This is a genomic window from Azospirillum sp. INR13, from assembly GCF_015390205.1.
GTDB lineage: Bacteria > Pseudomonadota > Alphaproteobacteria > Azospirillales > Azospirillaceae > Azospirillum.
Map to the genome: position 1 here is coordinate 1 of NZ_VUOI01000018.1, position 17,500 is coordinate 17,500.

20 protein-coding genes and 8 pseudogenes are annotated in these 17,500 nt (G+C 69.1%); 20 read left to right on the forward strand and 8 right to left on the reverse strand.

The window, feature by feature from the left end; genetic code table 11:
* From dgt to F1643_RS24845, 15 genes and pseudogenes are all read left to right on the forward strand, one after another.
* A pseudogene (gene dgt, locus F1643_RS13930) lies at positions 1-997 on the forward strand (dGTP triphosphohydrolase); the annotation flags it as partial.
* Positions 998-1,055: 58 nt separating this feature from the next.
* Positions 1,056-2,814: pseudogene (argS, locus tag F1643_RS13935) on the forward strand (arginine--tRNA ligase).
* Positions 2,811-3,509 carry a hypothetical protein gene (locus F1643_RS13940; protein WP_255542792.1) on the forward strand — a complete coding sequence of 233 codons (699 nt, stop codon included), beginning with the start codon at positions 2,811-2,813 and terminating at the stop codon, positions 3,507-3,509. The pseudogene argS and the gene F1643_RS13940 overlap by 4 nt, the downstream one beginning before the upstream one ends.
* A gap of 77 nt (positions 3,510-3,586) precedes the next feature.
* Positions 3,587-5,272: a beta-N-acetylhexosaminidase gene (nagZ, locus tag F1643_RS24815; RefSeq protein WP_370540599.1), complete on the forward strand. Its 1,686-nt coding sequence runs from the start codon at positions 3,587-3,589 to the stop codon at positions 5,270-5,272.
* 168 nt (positions 5,273-5,440) lie between these two features.
* Complete coding sequence (locus F1643_RS24820) at positions 5,441-5,614, forward strand: hypothetical protein (protein ID WP_370540600.1); 174 nt, start codon at positions 5,441-5,443, stop codon at positions 5,612-5,614.
* Positions 5,615-5,624: 10 nt separating this feature from the next.
* Positions 5,625-6,439: pseudogene (locus tag F1643_RS13955) on the forward strand (ScpA family protein).
* A gap of 5 nt (positions 6,440-6,444) precedes the next feature.
* Positions 6,445-7,076 (forward strand): annotated as a pseudogene (scpB, locus tag F1643_RS13960) (SMC-Scp complex subunit ScpB).
* A 153-nt stretch (positions 7,077-7,229) separates the two neighbouring features.
* Positions 7,230-7,469 carry a twin-arginine translocase TatA/TatE family subunit gene (locus F1643_RS13965; protein ID WP_194912228.1) on the forward strand — a complete coding sequence of 80 codons (240 nt, stop codon included), beginning with the start codon at positions 7,230-7,232 and terminating at the stop codon, positions 7,467-7,469.
* Positions 7,470-7,545: 76 nt separating this feature from the next.
* Entirely contained in the window at positions 7,546-8,052 is a 507-nt protein-coding gene (tatB, locus tag F1643_RS23285) for a Sec-independent protein translocase protein TatB (RefSeq protein ID WP_255542793.1), read from the forward strand.
* A gap of 30 nt (positions 8,053-8,082) precedes the next feature.
* Positions 8,083-8,947: pseudogene (tatC, locus tag F1643_RS13975) on the forward strand (twin-arginine translocase subunit TatC); the annotation flags it as partial.
* A gap of 54 nt (positions 8,948-9,001) precedes the next feature.
* A pseudogene (locus tag F1643_RS24825) lies at positions 9,002-9,070 on the forward strand (hypothetical protein); the annotation flags it as partial.
* 58 nt (positions 9,071-9,128) lie between these two features.
* Positions 9,129-9,185: pseudogene (locus F1643_RS24830) on the forward strand (hypothetical protein); the annotation flags it as partial.
* A gap of 306 nt (positions 9,186-9,491) precedes the next feature.
* Positions 9,492-9,755 (forward strand): alanine--tRNA ligase-related protein, encoded by a 264-nt coding sequence (locus F1643_RS24835; RefSeq protein WP_370540601.1) that lies wholly within the window; start codon positions 9,492-9,494, stop codon positions 9,753-9,755.
* Positions 9,756-9,922: 167 nt separating this feature from the next.
* The gene (locus tag F1643_RS24840; RefSeq protein ID WP_370540602.1) at positions 9,923-10,183 is read left to right on the forward strand and encodes an alanine--tRNA ligase-related protein; all 261 of its coding nucleotides are present in this window, start codon (positions 9,923-9,925) and stop codon (positions 10,181-10,183) included.
* Positions 10,184-10,220: 37 nt separating this feature from the next.
* Positions 10,221-10,346 carry a hypothetical protein gene (locus tag F1643_RS24845; protein ID WP_370540603.1) on the forward strand — a complete coding sequence of 42 codons (126 nt, stop codon included), beginning with the start codon at positions 10,221-10,223 and terminating at the stop codon, positions 10,344-10,346.
* A gap of 78 nt (positions 10,347-10,424) precedes the next feature.
* Here F1643_RS24845 and F1643_RS24850 read toward each other — a convergent pair whose 3' ends face one another.
* A complete protein-coding gene (locus tag F1643_RS24850) occupies positions 10,425-10,757 on the reverse strand; it encodes a hypothetical protein (protein ID WP_370540604.1) in 333 nt (110 codons plus the stop codon).
* Between the two features lie 242 nt (positions 10,758-10,999).
* Here F1643_RS24850 and F1643_RS24855 point away from each other — a divergent pair, with 242 nt between their 5' ends.
* From F1643_RS24855 to F1643_RS13990, 5 genes and pseudogenes are all read left to right on the forward strand, one after another.
* Positions 11,000-11,185 carry a hypothetical protein gene (locus F1643_RS24855; protein ID WP_370540605.1) on the forward strand — a complete coding sequence of 62 codons (186 nt, stop codon included), beginning with the start codon at positions 11,000-11,002 and terminating at the stop codon, positions 11,183-11,185.
* Positions 11,186-11,208: 23 nt separating this feature from the next.
* Positions 11,209-11,361 carry a hypothetical protein gene (locus F1643_RS24860; RefSeq protein ID WP_370540606.1) on the forward strand — a complete coding sequence of 51 codons (153 nt, stop codon included), beginning with the start codon at positions 11,209-11,211 and terminating at the stop codon, positions 11,359-11,361.
* A 51-nt stretch (positions 11,362-11,412) separates the two neighbouring features.
* The gene (locus F1643_RS24865) at positions 11,413-11,685 is read left to right on the forward strand and encodes a DHHA1 domain-containing protein (RefSeq protein ID WP_370540607.1); all 273 of its coding nucleotides are present in this window, start codon (positions 11,413-11,415) and stop codon (positions 11,683-11,685) included.
* Between the two features lie 192 nt (positions 11,686-11,877).
* Positions 11,878-12,096, forward strand: coding sequence for a DHCW motif cupin fold protein (locus tag F1643_RS23290; RefSeq protein ID WP_370540608.1), 219 nt, complete (start codon positions 11,878-11,880; stop codon positions 12,094-12,096).
* A gap of 28 nt (positions 12,097-12,124) precedes the next feature.
* Positions 12,125-12,968: pseudogene (locus tag F1643_RS13990) on the forward strand (AAA family ATPase).
* An 82-nt stretch (positions 12,969-13,050) separates the two neighbouring features.
* On the opposite strand, the gene F1643_RS23295 reads toward F1643_RS13990, so the two are convergent.
* From F1643_RS23295 to F1643_RS23300, 7 genes are all read right to left on the reverse strand, one after another.
* Positions 13,051-13,176 (reverse strand): hypothetical protein, encoded by a 126-nt coding sequence (locus tag F1643_RS23295; RefSeq protein ID WP_255542795.1) that lies wholly within the window; start codon positions 13,174-13,176, stop codon positions 13,051-13,053.
* Between the two features lie 18 nt (positions 13,177-13,194).
* Positions 13,195-13,458: a hypothetical protein gene (locus F1643_RS13995; protein ID WP_194913797.1), complete on the reverse strand. Its 264-nt coding sequence runs from the start codon at positions 13,456-13,458 to the stop codon at positions 13,195-13,197.
* A 122-nt stretch (positions 13,459-13,580) separates the two neighbouring features.
* On the reverse strand, positions 13,581-13,727 hold the full coding sequence (locus tag F1643_RS14000) for a hypothetical protein (protein WP_194913799.1): 147 nt from the start codon (positions 13,725-13,727) through the stop codon (positions 13,581-13,583).
* Between the two features lie 84 nt (positions 13,728-13,811).
* On the reverse strand, positions 13,812-13,967 hold the full coding sequence (locus tag F1643_RS14005) for a hypothetical protein (protein ID WP_194913800.1): 156 nt from the start codon (positions 13,965-13,967) through the stop codon (positions 13,812-13,814).
* Positions 13,968-14,709: 742 nt separating this feature from the next.
* Positions 14,710-14,883, reverse strand: a complete 174-nt coding sequence (locus F1643_RS14010; RefSeq protein ID WP_194913801.1) for a hypothetical protein — start codon at positions 14,881-14,883, stop codon at positions 14,710-14,712.
* Between the two features lie 46 nt (positions 14,884-14,929).
* Positions 14,930-15,871: a hypothetical protein gene (locus F1643_RS14015; RefSeq protein ID WP_194913802.1), complete on the reverse strand. Its 942-nt coding sequence runs from the start codon at positions 15,869-15,871 to the stop codon at positions 14,930-14,932.
* 271 nt (positions 15,872-16,142) lie between these two features.
* Positions 16,143-17,063 (reverse strand): exonuclease SbcCD subunit D C-terminal domain-containing protein, encoded by a 921-nt coding sequence (locus F1643_RS23300; protein ID WP_370540609.1) that lies wholly within the window; start codon positions 17,061-17,063, stop codon positions 16,143-16,145.
* Positions 17,064-17,500 lie beyond the last annotated feature (437 nt).

Sequence of the window (17,500 nt, forward strand, 5' to 3'; positions counted from 1 at the left end):
TACCGCACCGGCTGACCCACAGCCTGGAGGTGGCGCAGATCGCCCGGTCGATCAGCCGCACGCTGTCCCTGAACGAGGATCTGGCGGAGGCGGGGCGCTGGCCCACGACCTTGGCCACACCCCCTTCGGCCATGCCGGGGAAGACGCGCTGAACGCCTGCATGGAGCCCTATGGCGGCTTCGCCCACAACGACCAGACCCTGCGCATCCTGACGCGGCTGGAACGGGCTATGCCGAGTTCGACGGGCTGAACCTGACCTGGGAAGCGCTGGAGGGGGTGGTCAAGCACAACGGCCCGCTTCTGCCGCTGCTGCCGGGCCATCGCCTGCCCACCACGATTGCCGCGTTCCAGGGCGAGTGGGACCTGGAGCTGCACACCAATCCGGGCGCCGAGGCGCAGGTGGCGGCGCTGGCCGACGACATCGCCTACAAACCACGACATCGACGACGGTCTGCGCGCCGGCCTGTTCACGGTCGAGGAGGTGGCGGAGCTGCCCCTGGTCGGCCCGATCATCCGCGAAGTCTGCGACCGCTATCCGGGGCTGGAGCGCTCGCGCCTGATCCACGAGACGGTGCGGCGGATGATCAACGCCATGGTCGTCGATCTGGTGGACGGAGACGCGGCGGCGGCTGGCGGAGCACAGGCCGGGCACCGCCGCCGAACTGCGCGCCCTGCCGCTGGCGATGGTCAGCTTCTCCGACGGGATGCTGGAGGCGCAGGGCCCTTGCGCGCCTTCCTGCGCCAGCGCATGTACCGGCACTATCGCGTGAACCGCGAGATGAGCAAGTGCAAGCGCGTGGTGCGCGCCCTGTTCCAGCTGTTCATGGACGAGCCCAACACCCTGCCGACCGAATGGCAGCGCGATATCGCGAGGCATGGCGGCGACGGCGACCTTGCGGTGCGCGCCCGCCATGTCGCCGATTACATCGCCGGCATGACCGACCGCTACGCGCTGGCCGAGCATGACCGGCTGTTCGACCTGCATGTGAAGACCTGACGCGTGAAGACCTGAGCCGACGGGCTCCTGTGACCTCCTGAAAAGACGACCTGAGACGATGAATATTTTCAAGGCCTTCGAGACCGATATTCGCAAGCTGCTGGAAGAACTGGCCGCGGAGGGGGCCATCCCCGCCGGGCTGGACGGCAGCCGTCTGACGGTCGAGCCGCCGCGCGAGGCCTCGCATGGCGACCTGTCCACCAACGCCGCGATGATCCTGGCGAAGCCGGCGAAGATGGCGCCGCGCGCCCTGGCGAACTGCTGGTGGCCAAGCTGAAGGGCCGCGCCGACGTGGCGTCGGTGGAGATCGCCGGTCCGGGCTTCGTCAACCTGCGCCTGACGCCGGACGTCTGGCGCGCCCGCATCCGCGACGTGCTGAATGCCGGCACCGCCTATGGCGACAGCGACCTCGGCGGCAGGACGCCGGTCAATGTCGAGTATGTCTCCGCCAACCCGACCGGCCCGCTGCATGCCGCCCATGGCCGCGGCGCGGTGTTCGGCGATGCGCTGGCTTCGCTGCTGGAGAAGGCCGGCTACGCCGTCACCCGCGAATACTACATCAACGATGCCGGCGCCCAGGTCGATGTGCTGGGGCGGTCCACCTTCATCCGCTACGCGAGGCGCTGGGCGAAGAGGTGGGCGAGATCCCGGCCGGCCTCTATCCCGGCGAATACCTGAAGGAGGTCGGTCAGGCCCTGGCGGAGCGCGACGGCAACCGCTGGGTCGGCACCGACGAGTCCGAATGGCTGCCGGCCTGCCGCGACTTCGCCATCGCGATGATCATGGGGTGGATCAAGGAGGACCTCGGCGTTCTCGGCGTCACCATGGACGTCTACAGCAGCGAGCGCGCGCTGGTGACGGCCGGTGCGGTCGACAAGGCGCTGACGGCGCTGGAGGAACGCGGCCTGATCTACACCGGCGTGCTGGAGCCGCCGAAGGGCAAGAAGCCCGACGATTGGGAGCCGCGCCCGCAGACCCTGTTCAAGTCCACCGACTTCGGCGACGACGTCGACCGGCCGCTGAAGAAGTCGGACGGTTCCTTCACCTACTTCTCGAACGACATCGCCTATCACTTTGATAAATATAAGCGTGGCTTCGGCAGCCTGATCGACGTGTGGGGCGCCGACCATGGCGGTTACGTCAAGCGCATGCAGTCGGCGACCACCGCGGTGACCGAGGGCAAGGCGTCGCTGGACGTGAAGCTCTGCCAGCTGGTCCACCTGATGCAGAACGGCCAGCCGGTGAAGATGTCCAAGCGGGCCGGCACCTTCGTGACCCTGCGCGACGTGATCGATCAGGTCGGCAAGGACGTGGTCCGCTTCATCATGTTGACCCGCCGCAACGACCAGACGCTGGACTTCGACTTCGCCAAGGTGACGGAGCAGTCGAAGGACAACCCGGTCTTCTACGTGCAGTACGCCCACGCCCGCTGCCGGTCCGTCCTGCGTCACGCCGCGACGGCGCTGCCGCAGCTGGACCAGACGCCGGCCGCCCTGGCCGCGGCGGCGAACCTCGCCCGCCTGGATGCCGAGGAGGAGATGGCGCTCGCCAAGCGCATGGCCACCTGGCCGCGGGTGGTCGAGGCGGCGGCGGAAGCGCATGAGCCGCACCGCATCGCCTTCTTCCTCTACGATCTCGCCAGCGATTTCCACGCGCTGTGGAACCGGGGCCGCGACGACGCCTCGCTGCGCTTCCTGATCGAGGGCGATGCGGAGCTGACCACGGCCCGTCTGGCGCTGATCGCCGCGGTGGCGACGGTCATCGCCTCGGGCCTGACGGTGATGGGGGTCGAACCGGTGGAGGAACTGCGTTCATGAAGTACGACGGCGACGTCAACTACGCGGCCAATCCCTATGGGATGCCGCCCCGACAGGCCGCGAGCAAGCGCGGGCTGCTGGCGCTGGGCTTTGCCGTGGTCGGCGTCGTCGCGTTCGCCGGTGCGGCGGTGGTCGGCCTGCGCGGGCCGTCGCGGCTGTCGGGCGACGGTCCGCCGCTGCTGACCGCCGATCCGGGTCCGGTCAAGGCGCGCCCCGACCAGCCGGGCGGGCTGGAGGTGCCGCATCAGGACATCCTGGCCTATGAGCGGCTGCGCGACCATGACGGTGGACGCGGCCAAACGGTGGAACGGCTGCTGCCGCCGCCGGAGGTGCCGCTGCCCCGTCCGGTGGTGACGCCGCAGATGCCGGCGGTGGTGCCTCTGCCGTCGGTGCCGTCGGTCGCCCAGCTGCCGCCGGGCGCCACCGCCACGGTGCCGCGCGACAACGTCGCCGCCGCGGTGGCCGCAGCCGCGCCACTGGCGGCGCCCGAGCCGGCGCCCGGACTGTCCGCTTTGCCGGCCGGGACTCCGCAGGCGCAACTGCCGTCCACGCAGCTACCGCCTGCCGCGGCCACCAAGCCGCAGCAGCCCGTTGCCGTTCCGGCCAAGCCTGCCGCGGCTCCGCAGCAGCAGGTCGCCGCCGTGAAGCCGCCCCCGGCGCAGCAGCAGAACGCGGCCCCTCGGTTGGCCAGCTGATCGCCAAGCTGGAAGCGGCGTCGCTGCCCGCCGCCCCGCCGAAGGCGGCGCCCCAGCCGGCGAAGGCCGCCCCTGCCGTGATCGGCGGCAGCGGAAGCTGGCGCATCCAGCTCGCCTCGGTGCGCAGCGAGGGCGAGGCCGCGGCCGAATGGCGCCGTATCGCCGGCCGCCACCCGGATGCGCTGGGCGGTCTGTCGATGCAGGTGGCCAGGGTCGATCTGGGCGACAAGGGCGTGTTCTACCGGGTGCAGGGCGCCGGCGCCGATGAGGCGCGGGCGAAGTCGGTCTGCGCCCAGCTGCGCGCGCAAAATGTGGGTGTGTGGTTGTCCGTCCCTAGTTTTTCGGGTCCAGCCTCCGTGGGCCGTGGTGCGGCGAGTTCCACTCCGGTTGCCCACCCGCGCGCGGTCGTCTTCGGCTGCGCCGGGCTGGAGGTCACGCCCGACGAGGCCGCCTTCTTCCGCGATGCCGATCCGCTCGGCTTCATCCTGTTCCGCCGCAACTGCGACAACCGCGACCAGATGCGCCGGCTGGTCGATGACCTGCGCGCCAGCGTCGGCCGGCCGGATGCCCCCGTCCTGATCGATCAGGAAGGCGGCCGGGTTGCGCGCATGCGCCCGCCGCATTGGCCCGCCCACCCGCCGATGGGCGTGTTCGGTGCACTGGCCGGGCGCGATGCGGACGCCGCCCAAGAGGCCGCTTGGATCAACGGCCGGCTGCTCGCCCACATGCTGGCGGAGGTCGGCATCACGGTGGATTGCGCGCCGGTCTGCGACGTGCCGGTGGAAGGGGCGCACGACATCATCGGCGACCGCGCCTTCTCGCGCGACCCCGCCGTGGTGATCGCGCTGGCCCGCGCCACCGCCGAAGGGCTGCTGGCCGGCGGCGTGCTGCCGGTGATCAAGCATATCCCGGGCCATGGCCGCGCCTTCGCCGACAGCCACGCCGAGCTGCCGGTGGTGGAGGCCGACCGCGCGGCGTTGGAGGCCACCGACTTCGCCCCCTTCCGCGCGCTGGCCGACCTGCCGCTGGCGATGGTCGCGCATGTGGTGCTGAAGGCGATCGACCCGACCGCCCCGGCCAGCACGTCGTCCATCGTGGTGCGCGAGGTGGTGCGGGGGCCGTCCATCGGCTTCGGCGGGCTGCTGTTCAGCGACGACCTGTCGATGAACGCGCTGCAGGGCGATCCGCGCACGCGGGCGGAAGCTGTGCTGGCGGCGGGCATGGATGTCGTGCTCCACTGCAACGGCGATCTGGCCGAGATGCGATCGCTGATCGGCGCCGTTCCGGTGCTGAGCGGTGCCGCGGCGGAGCGCTGGGCGCGGGCCGAGGCGATGCGCCATGCGCCGGAACCCGCGGACATCGCGGCATTGACGAACCGGCTGGCCGAGCTTCTCGCACGGCCCAGGCCTGACGGACGGGAGCGGACGATGGAGGAATGGATCTTCCAGGTGACGGCCGTGGCCCTGCCGGCCATCATCGCCATCACCTTGCACGAGGCGGCGCACGGCTTCGTCGCGTGGCGGCTGGGCGACGACACCGCCTATCGGCTGGGGCGGGTGACCTTCAACCCGATCCGCCACATCGATCCGTTCGGCACGGTCCTGCTGCCGGCGCTGATGTTCTTCACCACCGGATTCGTCTTCGGCTGGGCCAAGCCGGTGCCGGTGAACTTCGCCCGGCTGGACCATCCCGCCGCGACATGGTGTGGGTGGCGCTGGCCGGGCCGGGGACCAACTTCCTGCTGGCGGTGGCGTCGGCGGTGATCTGGCGGCTGGTCAATCCGGAAAACAGCTTTATCGAGCTCTGGATCCGCTCCGCCGCCGAGGTGTCGGTGCTGGTCAACGTCATCCTGATGGTCTTCAACCTGATCCCGCTGCCGCCGCTGGACGGCGGGCGCGTGGCGGTCGGCAATCCTGCCGGACGTGCTGGCGGTGCCGTTGGCCCGGCTGGAGCGTTTCGGGCTGCTGATCCTGATGGCGGCCTTCTTCCTGCTGCCGATGCTGGGGCGCCAGATCGGCATGGATCTGAGCGTCATGCATTGGGTCCTGGGGCCGCCGGTGGATGCGGTGATCGACTTCATCCGCATCCTGACCGGCAACGACTGAAGGTTCTCCGATGGCCGAACTGCTGGCCGAGCTTACGGCCGACGCCGTCGCGGATGCGGTAGCGTCGCCGTCCGAACAGCTTTTGCTGGTTCTGGACGGATTCGAGGGCCCGCTCGACATGCTTCTGGCGCTGGGGCGCGACCAGAAGGTCGACCTGACGCGCATCTCAATCCTGGAACTGGCCGACCAGTACCTCGCCTTCGTGGCGGAGGCGCGGAAGGTGCGGCTGGAACTGGCGGCCGACTATCTGGTGATGGCGGCGTGGCTGGCCTACCTGAAGTCGCGCCTGCTGCTGCCCGAACCTGAGGGGGAGGAGCCGTCCGGCGAGGACATGGCCGCGGCGCTGGCCTTCCAGCTGCAGCGGCTGGAGGCGATGAAGGGCGTTGCGGCCAAGCTGTTCGCCCGCCCGCGGCTGGGCATCGACGTCCACCCCCGCGGCGCGCCGGAGGATTTGGACCTGCGCCGCAAGTCGGTCTATGAGGTCACGCTGTTCGACCTGCTGCGCGCCTATGGCCGGCAGCGTGCCCGCAAGGAGGCCGGCGTCCTGCACATCGCGCCGGTCCGCCTCTATTCCATGGAGGAGGCGGTGCAGCGCCTGACCGCTCTGCTGGGGCACATGCCGGATTGGGCGACGCTGGCCAGCTTCCTGCCGGGCGGGGAGAGCGGCGGGCTGCTGACCCGCTCCGCTCTCGCCGCCCATTTCGCGGCGACGCTGGAACTGGCGAAGGCCGGCCGGTGGAACTGCGCCAGGAGGGCGCCTTCGCCCCGCTTTATGTCCGCGGACGCCAAGCCGGCGACACGCCCGCCGACCCATCGGATTCTTGAGGACCATGATCAAGGAAGTCACCGACGCCCAGGAGGCGGAGGCCCGCGTCGGCCGGCTGCGCCTTCTGGAAGCGCTGCTGTTCGCCTCGGCGGAACCGCTGGACGAGGAGACGCTGGCCGCCGCGTCGGGCCGGAGGTAGGCCAGCTGCTGGAGGAACTGCGCGCCCATTATGCCCCGCGCGGCGTCAATCTGGTGCGCACCGGCGGCGGCTGGGCCTTCCGCACCGCGGTCGATCTGGCGCCCGAACTGCGCCGGGAGGAGGAGGTGTCGCGAAAGCTGTCGCGCGCGGCCATCGAAACCCTGGCGATCATCGCCTATCACCAGCCGGTGACCAGGGGCGAGATCGAATCCATCCGCGGCGTGGCGACCAGCAAGGGCACGCTGGACCTGTTGATGGAGCATGGCTGGATCCGGCCGGGCAAGCGGCGGGAGACGCCGGGCCGGCCGCTGACCTGGATCACCACCGACCATTTCCTCGACCATTTCGGCTTGGAAAGCCTGCGCGACCTGCCCAGCGTCGACGATTTGCGCGCCGCCGGCCTACTGGACAGCCGCCCGGTGCTTCTGGGGCTCGGCACCGCCGGGGATGACGGCGGTTTCGCCGCTGCAGGCGAGGATGGCGACGAGGAGTCCTGACCGGGGGCCATGATTTTCGGGCGGGGCCGCGCGAATTCCCGTGAATCCTCAATGACAACCGGTTAAGGATGGTGGGGCGAACGTTGCGGCCCAATGGCCTTTCTGCCATAGTGCCGGCCGCCGCAAAGGCCGTTCAAACGTGATAGGCGCGCCATGGGTACTTTCAGCATCTGGCACTGGATTATCGTTCTACTGATCGTTCTTCTGCTGTTCGGCGCTGGAAAGTTGCCGAAGGTGATGGGCGATCTCGCCAAGGGTGTGAAGTCCTTCAAGGCGGGCTTGCAGGACGACAGCGATGACGCCGCTTCCGGTGCCAACGCGAAGGTCATCCCGAACCAGCCGGCCAACACGGCCGAAACCGCGGCCAAGAAGGACGAAGCGGTCCGCCACTGACCGGCGGGCGCGCGGGGTCCTCGTGTGTTCCGTTCGCGCGCCATCCTGTCCACCGCATTCGTGAAGCCGGAAGAACATGTTCGACATCGCTTGGTCCGAACTGATGGTGATCGCCGTCATCGCCCTTGTGGTCATCGGGCCCAAGGATCTGCCCAAGGCGATCTTCACGCTCGGCAAATGGGTGCGCAAGGCGAGAGGCGTCGCCCGCGAATTCCAGACCCACATCGACGACATGATGCGGGAGACCGAGTTGGACGAGCTTCGCAAGGAAGCCCTGAAGACCCCGCGACCTGAACATAAAGAAGATGATGGAGGACACCATCGACCCGAAGGGGAGGTGGGGAAGGCTTCGATTCCCAAGGGCTTCGACGTGGGGCTGAACGGCCATGCCGGCCAGCAACCCCGGAACCGGACCTGCCCCAGGTGCCGGCGGTCCCCCCGCAGTGGCCGACAGCGTGGCGCCCTCGCCGCCCCGTCGCCGATCACCACCCAGCCGCACCCGGTGCAGTCCGCGCCGGTGGCAGCCGGCCACTCAACCGGCAGCCCAGCCGGCCGAAGTGGCCTCCGCCACGTCCACCGATAAGCAGACCTAAGGTCGAAGACGGACCATGACGGCGAAACGCCTCAGGACGAACTCGAAAGAAAGCAAGATGCCGCTGATCGATCATCTGATCGGCTGCGGAACCGGCTGATGTGGTCGTCGGCGCCATCCTGATCGCCTTTCTGCTGTGCTACGCCGTGTCGGACCGGATCTACAATTTCCTGGTCAGCGCTGGCCGACCTGCTGGCGGGGCAGGGGCGCCGGATGATCTACACCGGCTGACGGAAAGCCTTCTTTACCTACGTGAAGGTTGCGTTCTGGGCCGGCTGCTTCATCTCGTTCCCGATCATCGCCAGCCAGATCTTGGATGTTCGTGGGCCGGGCCTCTACAAGCACGAGCGCAAGGCGTTCCTGCCCCTTCCTGGTCGCTACTCGGTGATGTTCCCTGACCGGTGCAGCATCCGTCTATTACTTCATCTTCCCGATGGCCCTGGCGCTTCTTCCTGGGCTTCGAGTTCCACCCCGGCGGCGACGGCAACGCCCTGCCCATCGAGTTCGAGGCGCGCGTCGGCGAATACCTGCATCTGGTGATGTCGCTGATCTTCGCCTTCGGCATCGCCTTCCAGCTGCCGGTGCTGCTTGACCCTGCTGGTCCGCGTCGGCATCATCAGCACCGACGCGCTGGCGTCGAAGCGGCGCTATGCCAATCGTCGGCGCCTTCGTCGCCGCGGCGATCCTGACCCCGCCGGACGTCATCAGCCAAGTCAGCCTGGCGGTTCCGCTGATCGGGCTGTACGAGATCGCCATCATCGTCGGCCGTCGCATCGAAAAGGCACGGGCCGCGCGCGGAAGACCGCGTAAGCCCGCCGCCTGTTGTCCTGCTGTGCAGCAGGGTAATAATCCGTCCGTCGTGGACATGCCGCCAATCTCGCGCTAAAAGCACGGTTCGGCCAATGGAAGGCCTTAGCCGCGCACCCGGAGCCTTGACCGTATGCAGACCGCCAACGACATCCGTCGCACGTTCCTGGATTTCTTCGCCAAGCAGGGTCATCAGATCGTCGACTCGTCGCCGCTCGTGCCGCGCAACGACCCGACGCTGATGTTCACCCAATGCCGGCATGGTCCAGTTCAAGAACGTCTTCACCGGTGCCGAGACGCGGCCCTACAAGCGCGCGGTCACCTCGCAGAAATGCGTGCGCGCCGGCGGCAAGCACAACGACCTCGACAATGTCGGCTACAACCGCGCGGCACCACACCTTCTTCGAGATGCTGGGGAACTTCTCCTTCGGCGATTATTTCAAGGACGACGCCATCGCGTTCGCCTGGAACCTGATCACCAAGGAATACGGGCTTCCGGCGGACAAGCTTGCTGGTGACGGTCCATACCTCGGACGAGGACGCGGCAGGCATCTGGCGCAAGGTCCGCCGGCCTGTCGGACGACCGCATCATCCGCATCCCGACCGACGACAATTTCTGGCGCATGGGCGACACCGGCCCCTGCGGTCCGTGCTCCGAGATCTTCTTCGACCACGGCCCGTCCATTGCCGGCGGCCCCGCCGGGCAGCCCGGACCAGGAATGGCGACCGCTTCATCGAGATCTGGAACCTGGTGTTCATGCAGTATGAGCAGCTTGGTCCGGACAATCTGGTGCCGCTGCCCAAGCCCGTCGATCGACACCGGCATGGGGCTGGAGCGTCTGGCGCCGTTCTGCAGGGCAAGCACGACAATTACGACATCGACCTGATGCGGGCGTTGATCGTGCGTCGGCCGAGGCGACCAAGACCGCGCGGACGGTGCGCATGCCGTATCGCACCGCGTCATCGCCGACCATCTGCGCTCCAACCTCTTTCCTGATCGCCGACGGCGTCCTGCCGTCGAACGAAGGCCGCGGCTATGTGCTGCGCCCGCATCATGCGCGCGCCATGCGCCACGCCCCACATGATCGGCGCGCGCGAGCCGCTGATGCACCGTCTGGTCCCGGCGCTGATCCAGCAGATGGGCGACGCCTATCCGGAGCTGAACCGCGCCCGCGCCCTGATCGTCGAGACGCTGAAGCTGGAGGAAACCCGCTTCAAGCAGACGCTGGAGCGCGGTCTGCGCCTGCTGGAGGACGAGGTCGGTCATCTGGGGGAAGGCCAGCCGCTGGCCGGCGACGTCGCCTTCAAGCTGTAACGACACCTATGGCTTCCCGCTCGACCTGACGCAGGACGTGCTGCGCGGCCAGGGTCGCGGCGTCGACGAGGCCGGCTTCAAGGCGGCGATGGACGAGCAGCGCCGCAAGGCCCGCGAATCCTGGGCCGGGTCGGGCGAGGTCGGCACCGAGAAGCTGTGGTAGCGAGATCAAGGACGAGCTGGGCGCCACCGAGTTCTCGGCTACGACGCCGAGATGGCCGAGGGCAAGGTGACGGCATCGTCAAGGGCGATGCTCGCGTCGAGAGCGCCGGCATCGGCCGATCAGGTGATGGTCGTCGTCAACCAGACGCCCTTCTACGGCGAATCGGGCGGTCAGGTCCGGCGATGCCGGCGTGATCTTCTCGGCCGGCGGCGCCGAGGTCGCGGTCTCCGACACGCTGAAGAAGCTGGGCGCGGTGTGGGCCCATGTCGGCACCGTCACCAAGGGCAGCTTGAAGGTCGGTGACGTGGTGGAACTGCGCGTCGACAGCGAGCGCCGCGCCGCCATCCGCGCCAACCACTCCGCCACGCACCTGCTGCACGAGGCGCTGCCGCCATCCGCTTGGGCGACCATGTCACCCAGAAGGCTCGCTGGTCGCGCCGGAGCGTCTGCGTTTCGACATCAGCCAGCCGACCGGACTGTCCCGCCGCCGACATCGCCCGCCGTCGAGGACGAGGTGAACCGCCGTGTCCTTGCCAACAGCGAGGTCGTCACCCGCCTGATGTCCCCTGACGAGGCCCGCGCCCAGGGCGCCATGGCACTGTTCGGCGAGAAGTACGGCGACGAGGTCCGCGTGGTCTCCATGGGCGGTCCGCATGGTGAACTCGACCCGCGACTATTCCATCGAGCTGTGCGGTGGCACCCATGTCCGTCGCACCGGCGACATCGGCGTCTTCAAGATCGTTTCCGAAGGCGCCCGTCGCCGCCGGCGTCCGCCGCATCGAGGCGCTGACCGGCACCCGGCGCCAAGGCGTGGCTGTCCGAGCGCGACCATCTGCTGACCGAGGCGGCAAGCGTCCTGAAGGTGAAGCCCGACGAGGTCCCGACCCGCGTCGCTGCGCTGGTGGAAGAGCGCCGCAGGATGGAGCGCGAACTGGCCGAGCTGCGTCGCCAAGTGGCCATGGGCGGCGGTGCCAAGGCCGAGGCGGCAACGAGGCCAAGGACGTCGCCGGTGTGAAGTTCGCCGCCCGCGTGGTCGAAGGCCTGCCGGCCAAGGACCTGAAGCCGAATGGCGGACGAGCTGAAGAAGCAGATCGGCACCGGCGTCGTGGTGCTGATCGCGTCCAACGAGGGCAAGGCGTCCATCGTCATCGGCGTGACCGACGATCTGACCGGCGCTTTGAGCGCCGTCGATCTGGTCCGCGTCGGCGCCGAGGCGCTGGGCGGCAAGGGCGGCGGCGGGCGGCCGGACATGGCGCAGGCCGGCGGCCCCGACGCCTCGCTGGCCCATGCTGCGATCGAGGCCATCGAAAAGGCGATCGCGGCCAAGAAGGCCTCCTGATCCCATCGACAACCCGGCCCCCGGTTCGCTTCCGGGGGCCGTTTTTCTGTTCATGCCGTTTTTGTCGAGGTCCGGCGATGGAACTCCCGACTCTTCCCTTCACGTGACCGACTGGGCCGCCGTCCCGGTCACCGAACATCCGGGAGAACCGGCAAGGCGCTGTGGCGCAGCTTCCATGCCGGCGAGTTGCGGGTGCGTCTGGTCGAATACACGCCGGGCTATCTGGCCGACCATTGGTGCGACCGCGGCCATGTGCTGTTCGTGGTCAGCGGTGAGTTGATCACCGAGTTGAAGGACGGCCGCCGCTTCGTCCTGACCGCGGGCAATGAGCTTACCAGGTGTCCGATTTCGGCGATCACCCGCACCGGTCCATCGACCGAAATCGGCGCCACCCTGTTCATCGTGGACTGAAACGTTCCTCGCTTGAGGGAGCCCACCCATGCGCTTCACCGGAACCGACCGTTATGTCGCCACCGATGACCTGATGGTGGCGGTCAACGCTGCGATCACGCTGGAACGTCCGCTTCTGGTGAAAGGCGAACCCGGCACCGGCAAGACCGTGCTGGCGGTGGAAATCGCCGCGCTCTGAACAAGCCGCTGCTGTCCTGGCATGTGAAATCGACCACCAAGGCGCAGCAGGGGCTATACGAATACGACGCGGTCAGCCGCCTGCGCGACAGCCAGCTGGGCGAGGCGAAAGGTCCACGACATCGCCAACTACATCGTCCGCGGCAAGCTGTGGGAAGCCTTCGAGGCACCGGAGGCCCCCGTCCTGCTGATTGACGAGATCGACAAGGCCGACATCGAGTTCCCCAACGACCTGCTGCTGGAACTCGACCGCATGGAGTTCCCACGTCTACGAGACCCGTCAGACGATCACGGCGGCCAAGCGCCCCATTGTCATCATCACCTCCAACAACGAGAAGGAGTTGCCGGACGCCTTCCTGCGCCGCTGCTTCTTCCACTACATCCGCTTTCCCGACCGCGAGACGATGGAGCGCATCGTCGATGTCCATTACCCCGGCCTGAAAGCCGCGCTGCTGCGCGAGGCGCTGAACCTGTTCTACGACCTGCGCGAGGTTCCGGGCCTGAAGAAGAAGCCATCCACCTCCGAACTTCTGGACTGGATCAAGCTGCTGATGGTCGAGGACGTGATCCCGAGACCCTGCGCGCCAAGGACGCCCGCACGCTGATCCCGCCGCTGTGCGGCGCACTGCTTAAGAACGAGCAGGACGTGCAACACGCTGGAACGGCTGGCGTTCCTGGCGAAGCGGGGGCGTTGAGGGGCGGTCAGCACTCGCCCCCACCCTTACCCTCCCCCGCCCAGCGGGGGAGGGTAAGGGTGGGGGCTAACTTCGCATCCCCTCAAACGCCCTCCACCTCCTCCATCGCCACCCCCGGTACCGTCCCCGTTACCGACTGCACCGTCACGCGGCTGCGCCCGCCGCCCAGCGGCACGATGCGGATCTGCGTGCCGATGCGCTCGACCATCCGCCGGAACGTGGCTGATCACCCCCCACCTGTCGCCCGCCGGCCTGCAGTGCTTCCAGGCAGGACAGCGCCCACGTCCAGGCTGTCGGGATCGAGCGTGCCGACCCTCGTCGATGACAGCGTGCCGATCCCGCCGGAGGTCCCCGCCGCCATCGCCGACAGCCCGAGCGCCAGAGCCAGCGACACCAGGAACAGCTCGCCGCCCGACAGGCTGTGCACGCCGCGGCGTTCATCGCCCATCTCGCGGTCGACCACCTGGATCTCCAGATCGGCCCCCGCCACCCGCTCCAGCCGATAGCGCCGGGCGAGGTCCTCCAGATGCCGGTTTGGCGTGGGTCAGCAGCAGGTCCAGGCTCAGGCTCTGGGCGAAGTTTGCGCAATCTTCTGCCCGTTCGCCGAGCCGATCAGCTGCCCATCTTGCTCCACAGCGCCCAGCGCGCCTGTTGCGCCTCGATTGCCACCCGCAGCCCGGCCAGCCGCTGCCGGTTTGGCGTCATCCGCCTCCAACGCCCGCGGGCAGAGCCCAGCCGGTCGCGGTCCCGCTCCAGCACCGCACGGGTGCTCTCCGCCGCCGCGGTGGCCTCGTCGACGCTCAGCGCCGGCCGGCCCGCCGCATGATGGCCGCCGCATGATGGTCAGCGCGCTGACGGCGGCGTTCGGCACCACCAGCGCCGCGTCGCCACGCGCCCCGCCTCCAGCACCGCCAGTGCCAGTTCTTCCGACTCCAGTTCGCTTTCGGAGACCGCCAGCAGCCGGCGGACCTCCTCCAGCCCGCCCCCCCGTTCGGCCACCGCCCATGTCAGCCGCTCCCCGGCAACCTCGGCCTTGTGGGCACACAGCCGGGCGGCCTCGCCGCGGGTTTCCCGTTCCTGCTCCGCTGCGACAGCCGGGCGATGGCATCCTGCCGCGCAAAAATGGCCTTCTCCACCAGGCTTCGGCCTCGTGCCGCTCTCCGGCCAGCAGCTTGCGCACCACCGCCACCGCCCGCCCGCCAGCAGAGCACCGCGCGCCGTCCGCGCCTCCGCCAGCCGCGCGGCCAGATCGTCGGCGCGCCTGCGTGCTCCTCCTCCGCCCGCAGTGCGGCGTCAGCTCGGCGGTCTGCACCGCCCGCTCGCCAGTCGCCCGCTCGACCTCGCGGGTGCACGGGCCAGCGCGTCGGTCTTTTTCCGATATTCGGCCACCCGTGCCGCCAATCCGGCCCGGTAGTCCTCCGGCTCGCGCTCCAGCCGAGACCGCCATTCGGCTTCTCCGGCCAACCCTTCAGCCAACTCCGCAGAGCGGATTTCCGGTCGGCCTCGGTCCGCTCGAGTGCGGCCACCGCGAGCGCCAAGGCCTGCGTCCGTCCGCCAGCCGCTGCCGGGTCGCTTCGCATTCCACTGCCAGCCCGGCCGCCGCAGTCTCCAGCGCCGATGATCCTGCTGTGCGCATCCACCGCCGGCGATGGTCGAGCGCCTGTTCCTCGTCGGCCGCGATGGCCGCAAGCCGCGATCCACCGCTTCGACCGCCTGACGGATGTCGGCGAGCGTTCCGTCCTCAACCTCCCAGCGACCGCCGCCGTCTGATCTGCCCAAAGGAGCTGGAGCCGTTCGGCCTCCGCGCCAGAGCTGCAAGCCGTTCCGTCAGCCCGTCGGCCTCCTTGCGCGCCGCCCGTTCCGCCGCCTCCAGCGCGGCATGGCGGGCGACCGTCGCGGCCAGGGTCTCACGCAACCCGGCAAGGTGGCGCTCCTGATCCTGCGTTACCCGGCGAGCGGCGTCACGGCGGCGCCTGCCCAGGGATGGTCGACCGATCCGCAGACGGGCAGGCTTCCCCTTCCGCCAGCCTCCCGCAGGCTTTCCACATCCTCACGCTGGGCCAGCAGCAACCGTTGCAGGGTCCGTTCCGCTTCCTCGACTGCCGCGCGCTGCCCAGCCCGGCTTTCGGCAAGCTCCGCGCCGCCGTTCCGTCACGCCCCGCCTCGCCCAGCCGCTGCAGATGTTCCCTCTCGGCCGTGTCGCGCTCGGTCGTCAGCCGCTGGCGGGCCTCTCCGGTGGTGAGCAGCGCCAGCAGCCCGTCCGTCGCCGGCCGGCCTGCCCGTGCCTGCCGTGCCTCGTCGAGCGACGGTGCCGGCTCGCTCCGCAGGGACTCCAGCCTCTGCTCGGCCATACGGCAGCGCTCCCGTGCCTCGGCAAGCCGGATTTCCACGCCTTCGGCAGCGGCTTCCGTCGAGGCAAGCTCCCGTTCCATCCGTTGACGTTCCCGGGCTGCGGCCTCCCAGGCTCGACCATCGGCGATGGCGCGTTCCAGCAGCCTGTCCCAGCGCTCCCACTGATTGGCCACCACGGCGAAGATCGACTGATCCCGCAGCCAGACCTCCAGCGCGCGGCATCGTTGCGTGCCGCCGACAGGGTGGTGTCGATGTCCTGCACCGCCTTCCGCGCCGTGCCGCTTCGCTGTGCCGCCGCCTTTGCCGTCGCCTCGGCAGTTCCTTGCTCGCTCGTCAGCGCCGTGATCCGCCCGTCCAGGTCGGCGCGCGTTCAAGATCCGGTTCGCCTTGGCTTGCTCCGCGCAAGCGGCTTCGAAGCGCCGCCGGGACTCGCCATGACGGGCGGCGGCTTCCTCCACCGCCAGCCGCGCCGCCTCCCAGGCCTCCGTTGCGCGCCCCACGGCCGCGGTCGCTTCGGCCGCTTCGCCGCTCGCCCGGTCGGCATCGGCCATCAGCGATCGCAGCGGTTGAAGCCCTCGCAGCCGGGCAGCCGCCTCACGCGTCCCTCCGCCTCGACCCATGCCCGCTCAGCCGCTTCGGCCGCCTCGACCGCCTTGCCTCGGCCGCCGCGAGTTGCCCGTCGCGTTCATGCCAAGCCAGCGCCGCCTGGGCAAGGGCCAGCGCCCGCTCGCCAGCCCGGACCGCCTCGCCGCGTCGCCGCCTCATTCTGCAAGGCCGCACGGTCATCGTCGTTCAGCACCCCGATGCCGCCGCCTTGCGCCATCAGCCTGTCGAGCGCCTGCTTCTCCGCATTCGCCGTTCATGCGCCGCAATGGACAGCCGGGAGTAAATCTCCGTTCCCGTCAGCAGTTCCAGCAGGGCGGAACGCTCGCGGGGTGGCGCCTTCAGAAAGGTGGCAAAATCGCCCTGGGCCAGCAGGACAGCTCGACGGAACTGCTCGAACGTCAAGCCGAGCCGCCGTTCGATCTCCTCCAGCACGCTCTTCTTGCCGTCGCCGAAGCGCCGCTCGCCGTCCAGGCTGCTCAGCGACATGCTCTGCTGCTGCAAGGCCCCTGCGCCTTCTGCGCGCCCTTCGCACCTCCCAGCGCGCGCGATAGGCGTCGCCGTCGATCCCGACGAAATCCACCTCCGCCAACCGAATCCGGCACCCGCGCAAGACGGTGCGCACGTCGGTGGTGCGGATGCTGTTGGGATCGCCCTCCGGTCCCAGCATCTGCCGCGTCCCTCCGGCAGCCGCGGCATGCTGTCGAACAGGGCAAGGCACAAGGCGTCGAGGATCGTGCTCTTGCCGGCGCCGGTCGGCCCGGTGATGGCGAACAGCCCGGCCCGCCGCAGCGGCTCCCGGTCGAAATCGATGGCGAAGGGACCGTCCAGGCTGGTCAGGTTGGCGCCGCGCACCGCGAGAATCGCATCAATCGTCTCCTGAACGCCGGTCAGCAACTCATGGAAGGCCGCCATCAGGTCGGGGTCGGGGTCGCCTTCATGGCTGCGGCGGTAGAGCCGCCGGAACACCTCTTCAGGCTCCAGCGAAGCCAGATCGACTGGCGGCGCGCTGTCCGCCAGCGTCTGCCCGCTGCCGGTCAGCCGCACCCCCAGCTTCAGCAGCCGCACCGGCCGGCCGGCCAGTAGCGCCTCGACCTCGTCGCGCAGGGCAGGGCGCGGTTCCGGTAGAGTGACCGTCACCTCCAGGAAGGGCCAGGCGTCGCGGGCAGGGCGCCGTCCAAGTCCAGCCGTTTCAGCCGCTCAGTGCTGCTTCCGGAGTAGCCTCGGCGATTTGATGGATCGTCACATGGCGCGGCACGCGCAAGGTCTCATGTCCAACCAGGCGACCGGCCGCGAATTCGGCAAGCACCACTGATGGGATAGGGCTCCTCGTCCAGTGCGAGCGGAATGGGGAGCCGCTGTAGCGTACCTCTTGACGCCCACCACCGCCTGCGCCGATGCAGGTGGCCCAGTGCGACATAGGCGGCGTCTTCCGGAAATATGTCGATCGGCAGGGCGTGCAGATTGCCGCCAGAATCTTGCGCTCGCTCAATTCCGACAAGGCGCCGCCGCGCATGTAGCAGTGGCCGGTGAGGATCAGCGCCTCTCCCGGACGGCATCGGGCGCGCCGCCGGTCC

Coding starts and splice junctions, on each gene's coding strand:
- F1643_RS13940 (WP_255542792.1), top strand. CDS start 2,811: ATGAAGTACGACGGCGACGTCAACTACGCGGCCAATCCCTATGGGATG.
- F1643_RS13965 (WP_194912228.1), top strand. CDS start 7,230: ATGGGTACTTTCAGCATCTGGCACTGGATTATCGTTCTACTGATCGTT.
- tatB (WP_255542793.1), top strand. CDS start 7,546: ATGTTCGACATCGCTTGGTCCGAACTGATGGTGATCGCCGTCATCGCC.
- F1643_RS24835 (WP_370540601.1), top strand. CDS start 9,492: ATGGGCGACACCGGCCCCTGCGGTCCGTGCTCCGAGATCTTCTTCGAC.
- F1643_RS24840 (WP_370540602.1), top strand. CDS start 9,923: ATGCGCGCGCCATGCGCCACGCCCCACATGATCGGCGCGCGCGAGCCG.
- F1643_RS24850 (WP_370540604.1), bottom strand. CDS start 10,757: ATGGTCGCCCAAGCGGATGGCGGCAGCGCCTCGTGCAGCAGGTGCGTG.
- F1643_RS24855 (WP_370540605.1), top strand. CDS start 11,000: ATGGTGAACTCGACCCGCGACTATTCCATCGAGCTGTGCGGTGGCACC.
- F1643_RS24865 (WP_370540607.1), top strand. CDS start 11,413: ATGGCGGACGAGCTGAAGAAGCAGATCGGCACCGGCGTCGTGGTGCTG.
- F1643_RS23295 (WP_255542795.1), bottom strand. CDS start 13,176: ATGGTCGAGCGCATCGGCACGCAGATCCGCATCGTGCCGCTGGGCGGC.
- F1643_RS14015 (WP_194913802.1), bottom strand. CDS start 15,871: ATGGCCGATGCCGACCGGGCGAGCGGCGAAGCGGCCGAAGCGACCGCG.